Raw genomic sequence first — 9,236 nt, 5'->3', positions numbered from 1 at the left:
CGTGCGGTTTCGAGCTGTTTACTTGCGATTGTCAAGGGTTTGGACGGCGTCACCGACCTAAAATTAGCCAACTCTGCCCTAGCGGGATATTAGGCAATCGCCGCTTTTTGCGAGCAAAAAGTGGATAGCAAATTAGTTTATTTGCGATTCGGATCAATTGGCGTTCCTGACCTGGGCATGTCACGTACAAATCGACGCAATATAAAAAGCTATGAGAAAAATCCTCATAGCTTTTCACTATTTGTCCTAACACTATTCCACCAAGCATCTCAGCTCCGGCACAACATTTGGAGGGATCTTGCCTGTCACACCAGCAACTAGATTTTCTGCCGCCATCCGTGCCATTGCGCCTCTCGTTTCGGCTGTTGCTGATCCGATATGAGGGATGGCAACCACCTGCGGCATTTTTAAAAGGGGATTGTCTGGGGATACCGGCTCTTGCTCGAAGACATCTAACCCAGCCCCCTGGATCTCTCCTTGCTCCAAAGCTTTTATTAAAGCCTGTTCGTCTACCACTTTTCCTCTAGCTACGTTAATGAGGAAAGCTGTTTTTTTCATTAGCTTAAGCTCGCGTTCTCCAATTAGCTTTTCGGTCTCTGCTGTCAATGGAACGATTAAGACAACAAAGTCAGACTTTGCTAATAAAGTATCAAGATTTGCATAAGCCATCCCATACTTCTCCTCAAGCTCCGGCTTCGGAGAACGAGCATAATACAAGACCTCCATCTCAAAACCGAAGGAGGCTCTTCTAGCTATTTTCTCTCCGATACGTCCCATCCCAACGATTCCAATTGTCTTGTGGTGTACATCCAATCCAAACAACTCTCTGACCTGTGTCGACTTATTCCATTGACCTTCTTTCACGTAGTCATTTAGCTCTGCAATCCTTCTGGAAGTGGAAAGAATCAAAGCAAATGCCAAATCAGCGACTGTTTCGTCTAACACATATGGCGTATGAGTCGCAAGTACCTTTGCCTTCTTCATCGCCTCCAAATCCAATCCGTCATACCCTACTGCAGCATTGCTCACAATCTTCAACTTCGGAAATCGCTCCAATAGTTCTTCTGTAACATGGGCATGCTGGATAAGCAGACCATCCACGTTCTCCAGCTCCTTATGAAGAATCTCCTCCGGAATCGGCTCCTCCTTATTCCAAATACGATACTCACAATACTCTGCGATATAAGACTCCACTTCTTGCGGAACTGATCTAGCAATAAAAACAGTAGGCTTCATAAGTACTCCCCTTTCGATGATATGTACTAGTTATACTTCGACAATCTTTGGTAATTCTCCTATTTTAATAGGGGAGTTTAGTTGGTTCACTTTTTGCTAGCAAAAAGTGGTGGATTTACAACCTCTACTTTACTTGAGATAGATTAGGCTAATTTGCCATTGAACGTGGAGAATGACTTGCTATCTGATGAAGTAATACACGCTGTTATTCTCTCCGTTTCTGCCGAAGAAAGTGTTATTGGCCATGTGCACTTTTTGCCTGCAAAAAGTGTAGCATTACCAATTTAGTCGCCTTCGCCATCCATTTAGTCGCTTTCACTCGTGAGTTAGTAACGTTCACGACTAATTTAGTCACGTTCGTCTCAGAGTTAGTCGCTCTCACGACTAGTTTAGTCACTTATCGGAAATTTACTGGAAATCCAGCGAGTGCTATATTTATAACAGATGCCAACTCTGATGCTGCTTCCCCACCTAAGACAGTGTCATTGGCCATGACCACTTTTTGCCTGCAAAAAGTGTAGCATTACTAGGTTAGTCGCCTTCGCCATCCATTTAGTCGCTTTCACTCGTGAGTTAGTAACGTTCACAACTAATTTAGTCACGTTCGTCTCAGAGTTAGTCGCTCTCACAACTAATTTAGTCACTTATCGGAAATTTACTGGAAATTATATTAAAAGACAAACACTATGTTTTAGCAGATTCCAGTAAATAGCCACTCTCATCCACAATTCAGTAATTTTCATCGCTCATTTATTCCTTAAGCCATATACCTTGTATCTGATTTTCCTCTCCACAAAACAAAACCCCACCATACTTGGCGGGGTTAACGATCTCGGTATACACCTGTTATTTTTAGTGCCTGCTGTAGTGTGCTGAAGGTCGACAAGCTACCGAAGTTCAAGCCAAGCTGGATCGTCGTTTGCGCTACTTCTGGGCGAATGCCCGACAGGATGGGCTCAATACCTAGCAGCTTCAAAATGTCTGTAAGGGTGAATAACTCGTTCGCTACCATCGTGTCAATAATGGTTACGCCTGAGATATCTAGAAATAGCTTCTCTAGGCCAAGCTCGACACATCTATTTGGAATTTCCTCTTTGAGCGACTTAGCACGGAAAGTGTCGATGTCGCCAACTATTGGTAACACTGCAACCTTTGGTAGAATGGGAATAATCGGAGCCCCAATCTCCCTAATAAGCGTCTGCTGTGCTTTCAACCGATTATTCGAAAGTATATAATAACGCTTCGAAAATTGATAGATCAACTGATCGAACGTTGTGTTATATACCAAACTCCAATGAAGGATGTCTTGATTAGTTACTTGGTCAGCCTGCTCAATGCAGAACTTTTCTAGGAAAAACCAGATAGTTTCTCTTGTTTTATTTAAGGCTTCAATCACTTGGTGAATGGGGATATTATTTTCTACACGACTTGTCGCCACGGTTTCAGCCCAGTTTTCTAGTAGCGGGCGAAAGGAATTATCATCTTCCAAAAATGCGGAGACAGCAGTTTGAATAGTCAGTCTATGCTGTTCCTTTAGCATTTCATCTACCTGTGGATTGGAGTTATTAGAATAATAAGGGCCAGTAAACTTGCGCTTTTCTTCAAACCATTTCTTCGTAATGTTGGGTATTTGCTCAATAAGATAGTCGTATAGCTGCTGATGTATCGAAGACAAAATGTTCCCCTCTTTCTCCCATATATAATAGTATTATATAGATAATGTACAAATTATTCCAACTTATAATTTGTTAACCAAAAAAGGAGCTATTTTAGGCTTCACTGCTTTAGAAAATTAACAAAACTGTCAGCAACTATAAATGGGGTGTATTGCTTGTCACATCGGAACCAAAACGTTACTCCTAATAGAAAAAAGTATGGTCGGGAAATCCCAACCATACTTTTTTATTTAATAAGAAGCTTCTACATTTCTTCTACGTTTCTCTGGAAATATATTTTTGTCGAGGTATTTATGGAAGAACCATTCTCCTCCAGCGATAACTACTGCTGATATAGCCGCTGCCCATACAAGGTTTCCATTTTCTCCATTTAACACTGCTCCCAGTAACCAAAGCACTATAAAGGCTAACACTGTATCCATTACGGTTGCTATTGCATTACGTTTCGGTTGCTCCGATCTATTACCTGTTTTTCTGAAGACCATTAAATCTCCGGTCGCATAAGCTAATACCGTTAAGAAAATACTAAGCAACAGTGTATCCACCACAGGGACATCAAACAATAAGGTCATCACGACCAAAAGGACTACAGCAATCATCAGAAATTTGATGCTTAACTCTTACGTGATTCATATTGCATACCTCTTTTTGTTCTTGCTAGAGGTATACCCAATTCTCCAATTTAAACCACTTTTTTAGAACTAGTTGGTTGCCGGTTCTATTTGCTTTTCATTAGTAGAGACAGAAATGCTTTTATTTTCTATAGCTGCGACCATATCCTCTACCCACTGGTCACATAGGTCAGGCTTGTACTGAAAGGGATGCTTTGGGTATCCTTTTTTTACATCCCAAACCGCCACCGGATGCTTGCCGAAATTTTTCTTCGCTTCCTCAACCGGGTAAAGTCCAAACGCTGTTGCAAGCCTCTTTGCTTCTGGCCTTGCTCCCCATGCAAACAATAGATGTTCGGCTGAAGCAATTTCCTCCTTGCAGCCTTGTAAATCCGTCTGAAAACGAGAGTACGCTATGTCCGAATGCTCACAAATCGTTAGCAGTAGAATAAAATCCTCCACCTTGCCCGCACAAATATCAAAAAGCTGAAGAATCGTGATCTTATTCCACTTCATCTTCTCCATCAACCTAATAAGCTGAACCTGTGCTAAATCAGGTGCTATCTGCTTCCAGCCATCCTCTGGCAAGTCCTTTGTTTTCACTCGCTTACCTGGATTCACAAGAACAACGACAGCATCCGTTTTCCTCTCCTGTACCTCTGAGATAGACAAGCCACTCCCTCTGCAAATATGCGATTCTTTTCGAACCGGCTCCATTCTCCCACCAATATTCTCCTTGCCATACTTCCCATACACCACATACTTTTGCCGAAGCTCTAAGCTCTTTATCATCTACTTTCCCCCTTTTTCTCTACATTCGACACCTTAATCTAAAATACCTTCAAAAAAGGTAATTATTTTACATTATCTTATGTTCAACGAATTAAATGTAAGTAAATAAATTATAATAATAAGTTAAATTTTAGATAATCTAATAAAAAGGTGTCGGTAGGAGGTAAAAGATTGTTAAACGGTTATCCTCTACTTTTGCAAACAGCAAATTGGAGCTAATTACTCTCCACTTTTTACTCGCAAAAAGTGGGCATTGCCTAATAAGTATCTATCTATGCAGGAAATACAAAACAGAAAAGCAGCAGACCAACACAATGGTTGTCTGCTGCCCTTCTATTTATTCCACTTGTCCCAAGAAATTGATGAGCATTTTTGCAATATGCGCACGGGTAGTAGCTTGAGTTGGCATGTATTTGCCGTTGCTACCGTCTACGATGTCCAGCTCATAGAGCATGGATATGGAGTCAATGGTTTCTTGATTGTAACCGCCAAAATCAAGGAATGGCGCTATTTTGCTTGGATTATAGGGATTTCCATTTTTTATTTCATAGGCACGCTGGAGCATTAATGCTAGCTGTGCACGAGTTACTTTATTGCCTGGACGGAATTTTCCGTCGTTTTCTTTGATGATACCATAGTGGTAGGCCGCTGCGATTTCTTCTTGGGTTGTCGCCGCATATCTATTGATATCACTAAACGGCGCTCGCTTGTCTGTATCCAATCCCAATGCGCGCACGATCATCGATACGGATTGAGACCTTGTCAGAGAGGCATTCGGCTTCACTGTTCCATCCTCATAACCCTTGATAATTCCAAGAGCTGTTGCTTTTTGAAGGTAGCTTTCCGCCCAATGTCCTTTGGTATCGATAAACGCCGAAACTGTTGGCTCAGCTGGTACTGGACTAGGAGGAGGGCCAGGTGCTGGGGCCGGAACAACTGGAGCCTCTCCATTTCCCGGTGGAACCACTTTTGGCTCATCTGGCGTCACTTGTGCTGCGACCATCTTTTCTTGTCCTCTATACGTAACCTTGATAGTAGTCTCGCCAGCGGAAAGCCCCGTAACTACTCCCGTTGCCGAGACGGATGCTATAGTTCCATCTGCAATTTCGAAAGTGGCTTTTGTTGTTACATCTGTTTCATCTGTTTCTCCATAAGCAGCGTGCTTCACTACCAAGCTCTTCTTTTCTCCAACGGACAGCGTTACATCCCCTACTTTTAACTCTGCAGACTGATAAATGATTTTTTCTGATTTATTGCCAGCTGCATCCGCCACCTTTATTTTTAGGAGACGAACTTGGTCTGCAGCAATAACTTCAAAGAATGAACCATCCTCTTCTAATAAAATCGGCATAACTTGAGACGTACCATCAACGCTTTCAAGTACAGCTGACACTGATAGCTTGCCATTAATGTCATACCAGGAATCAAAGGCTTGATTGTAATCGATGTACTTATCATTAATTTGTCCGGTAAGCATTCCCTCTACATACATAGCCTCTATTTCAGGCTTGGTAGTTTTCACAAAAATCGGCCCAATATCCTTTAATATAAGCCCCGGTGATGAATTACCTTTCATGTCAATTGTATAAAGACCATCAGGAATTGATTTTTGTTTCCCATCAAATGAAATATAGGAGCCTATGATTTCAAGGTTATAACTGCCTGCATTTAGTGGTCGTGGCTTTATCAGGTATCCGATATAACCATCGCCATTTACTCCCCCATCTGGATTTTGCATGTCCCAAAGCTCTATAGAAAACGGATCAATTGCTCCAGTTGTCTTAAAGGACAATGTTGCAGCATCCTTCACGCCATCTCTGTCAAAGGACAAATCTGTCTCAGAGATCGCTAAATCCTCCACCACGCTTAGACTAAAGTCAGCGGCAAATGGTAGGGAGATTTCTACTTCATTGTTTTTAATATAAATAAAACCTTGGATTTCAGCTCCGGCTCTCGTTTCCGCTTGTGACGCAGTTAATGTCACATTTAAGGTTTGCTGTCCATTCAAATTAAAAGATGGATGATCCACTGTCACCGTAGCGTCACCGAAACCTTTGATCACTTCTACAGACACATCATAATTACCGCCATTTCGAGCAATATCCCTGACAACTATCTGTTTCGTCACCTCGATGTCTGACTCATTCAGATTTTGCGGTCCAAAGGTGACAGTACCCTTGATGTTTTCCATCAAGTCGCCTTCTTCATCTAAGACTGCTTCATCTAATGCATACGCAAGAATTTCTGGATGTGCTGCTACATAAGCGTTTACACGACCTGCTCCTTGAGAAAAGACATCAAATTTCTCCGTATCTAACACCTTTGCCGTGTTCGATAGAGCGACCTTTACGTCAAATGGCGTCCAATGTGGATTCGCCTGTTTTATTAGCGCAGCAATTCCTGCAATATGAGGAGTTGCCATGGACGTTCCCGTTTTACGGCCATAAGCTTGGTCATAAGACACTTCCGGAAAATCAGCTTTGTACATAGGAATGGTGGACATGATATTCGTACCAGGTGCCGTAATATCAGGCTTGATGTCAAAGTTAGGAGTAGAAGGTCCTCGTGAACTCGATTTATTCACTTCATCTCCCGTCAAAATTTCTTCGGTTATATGAGAAAAGGTAACGGTTGCCCCTCTCTCTGTAAGCTTGTTTCTAAGCTCTTCTCCATCTGCTAAAGAGATATCGAACGTCGGAAGAAAATCAAATGAGTCTCCTTCAGCAATATTGAAAGGGGCGGTGCCTTCGTTATTATAAATAATCGTTGCGATAGCTCCATTTTTTTTCGCATTCGCAATCTTATCCACGAATGCAATCTCTCCTCGAGAAATCAAAGCAACTTTGCCGCTTACATCGACCCCTTCGAAATCACGTACCTTTCCGTAGCCTGGAACTGCTACTATTTCAAACTCTCCATCTAGCTGCTCACTTAGCTCTTTTCCAAAGGTTGTGGCCATTAGATTAGATGTCTTAGAATAATGGTAATCTCCTGAAGTCACATTGATTCTCGCTGAGTATCGCGGTTCTGGATTCGTCGTATTTCCAACTGCTATACCTAAACGTGCGGTTGCAGGCGTCCCGATTGTTCCACGATTAGGGCCAGAGTTACCGGTAGCAACGACGGAGACAACGCCTGCCATCATCGCATTATTGATTGCGAAGGAGCCAGCATCTGTTTCTGAATTGCTCCCTCCAGCTAAAGATAGATTAATAATATCCATATCTTGTTTAACTGCTTCTTCAATTGCAGCGATGACATCGGAGCTATAACCACTGCCATATGCGCCAAGCACTCGATACGCATACAGCTCTACCTTTGGTGCAATACCTTTAATACCATAGTCATTTGCACCAATTGCAGCAATCGTTCCGGCAACATGCGTCCCATGGGATGTGTAGAAAGAGCTACCATTTGCATTAAATTCAGCAACACCTTCTGCTCGTTCTAAAGGTGATGTTTCCGATGCGTCATTAGTTGCTCGCGGCTTGGTATATTTATTATTATCATGCCTGACAAAGTTCTTACCGCCCTTATAAATCCCAGCAAATTCTGGGTGATCGGCATCGATACCCGTATCTAGCACAGCTACCTTGATACCTTGCCCTTCCAAGCCTTCATCCCAAAGCTTATCTACTCCAAGAAAATCAATACTCGTAGACATGGCAGGATCTGCTTGTCCATCCTCTTCCATTGCGTACACCATTGAGTCCGGCTCTATCAAGCTCACACCATCTACCTCTTGCAGTTTAGGTAGATCACTAGCCTTAACCGTTGCAGAAAAACCATTAAATACAGTCGTGTATGTATAGCCTGTCGAAAAATCAACAGACTTTTTCTTTAACTCATTCTCCACTTGCTCCTGCTGAGAAGTCACCGTCTTTTCTATCTGTCTAGCTGCATATGTTGATATATTTCTGCCAGAAAGCTGTCTAATTCCCCGCTCCAAGGCAACTGGCTTCTCAGACAAGTGAACAATAACTGACACTTCCTCGTCACCATCTACTCTCTGTAAATCAGGATGAATCCTTCCCTCACCTTGTGCCACTGCCACTTGCTCTGCAATAGCCGCTCTAATTGCAAGCCTGCTTTCATCTAAACTTTTAGATGGGAATTTCTCCTGCTCATCTGCCAATGCTGGAAAAGGTAGCAATAAAGAAAGAAACATCACAAAAGCAATCAAGCCGCTCCAAAACCTTGTCATCCCTTTACGATCCAACTCTACAACACCCTTCTAAAATATTGATATATTACCATAATAATTACCATCTACTAATTTATCACAAATGATAGTTGAATAATATAATATTTTATTGAGAATAAACAGAAAAATACCAAAATAAAAGCAGTCTAAAATACTATTTAGACTGCTTTTTGATAGAAATATCTTATATGATTTTCAAGTTGTTTACTGAGCATATAGCTATTCACACATAACATTAACGACCAATATTGGGGACCGGATACATGTCGAACTACAATGAACATCGGTATAATGGCACTTTAATTTTATTGGTTGTCACTGAGATATTCCTCCTACCGAGCGATAGGCCCATCTTTTCGAGCAGTAGACTCCGATTTCCGCGCAGTAGCTACCACCTTTCGAGCGGTAGACTTCCCATTCCGCACGATACTTCAATGTGCTCTCTCCCATCGCGCGATAGACCCTCTTTTTCGATCGATAGACACCTAAAACCGCGCATTAGCAATCATTTATCGAGCGGTAGGCCCCCCGTTCCGCACGATACTTCAAGGTCCTCTCTCCCATCGCGCGATAGACCCTCTTTTTCGATCGATAGACACCTAAAACCGCGCACTAGCAATCATTTATCGAGCGGTAGACTCCCCGTTCCGCACGATACTTCAAGGTCCTCTCTCCCATCGCGCGATAGACCCTCTTTTTCGATCGATAGACACCTAA

At 42.4% G+C, this 9,236-nt stretch carries 5 protein-coding genes; all 5 read right to left on the bottom strand.

Going from position 1 to position 9,236, the window contains the following annotated elements; genetic code table 11:
* Positions 1-252 precede the first annotated feature (252 nt).
* Complete coding sequence (locus AC1ECF_RS17505; RefSeq protein ID WP_480390722.1) at positions 253-1,236, bottom strand: 2-hydroxyacid dehydrogenase; 984 nt, start codon at positions 1,234-1,236, stop codon at positions 253-255.
* Between the two features lie 823 nt (positions 1,237-2,059).
* Positions 2,060-2,911, bottom strand: a complete 852-nt coding sequence (locus AC1ECF_RS17500; protein ID WP_480390721.1) for an STAS domain-containing protein — start codon at positions 2,909-2,911, stop codon at positions 2,060-2,062.
* A 231-nt stretch (positions 2,912-3,142) separates the two neighbouring features.
* Positions 3,143-3,511, bottom strand: a complete 369-nt coding sequence (locus AC1ECF_RS17495) for a DUF2512 family protein (protein WP_480390720.1) — start codon at positions 3,509-3,511, stop codon at positions 3,143-3,145.
* Positions 3,512-3,613: 102 nt separating this feature from the next.
* The gene (locus AC1ECF_RS17490; protein ID WP_480390719.1) at positions 3,614-4,315 is read right to left on the bottom strand and encodes a hypothetical protein; all 702 of its coding nucleotides are present in this window, start codon (positions 4,313-4,315) and stop codon (positions 3,614-3,616) included.
* A gap of 337 nt (positions 4,316-4,652) precedes the next feature.
* The gene (locus tag AC1ECF_RS17485; RefSeq protein WP_480390718.1) at positions 4,653-8,534 is read right to left on the bottom strand and encodes a S8 family serine peptidase; all 3,882 of its coding nucleotides are present in this window, start codon (positions 8,532-8,534) and stop codon (positions 4,653-4,655) included.
* Between the last annotated feature and the right edge of the window lie 702 nt (positions 8,535-9,236).

The organism is Psychrobacillus sp. Z3-81 (assembly GCF_056620325.1).
The sequence above is the reverse complement of the archived record's forward strand: the minus strand, read 5'-3'. Positions and strand labels throughout refer to the sequence as shown.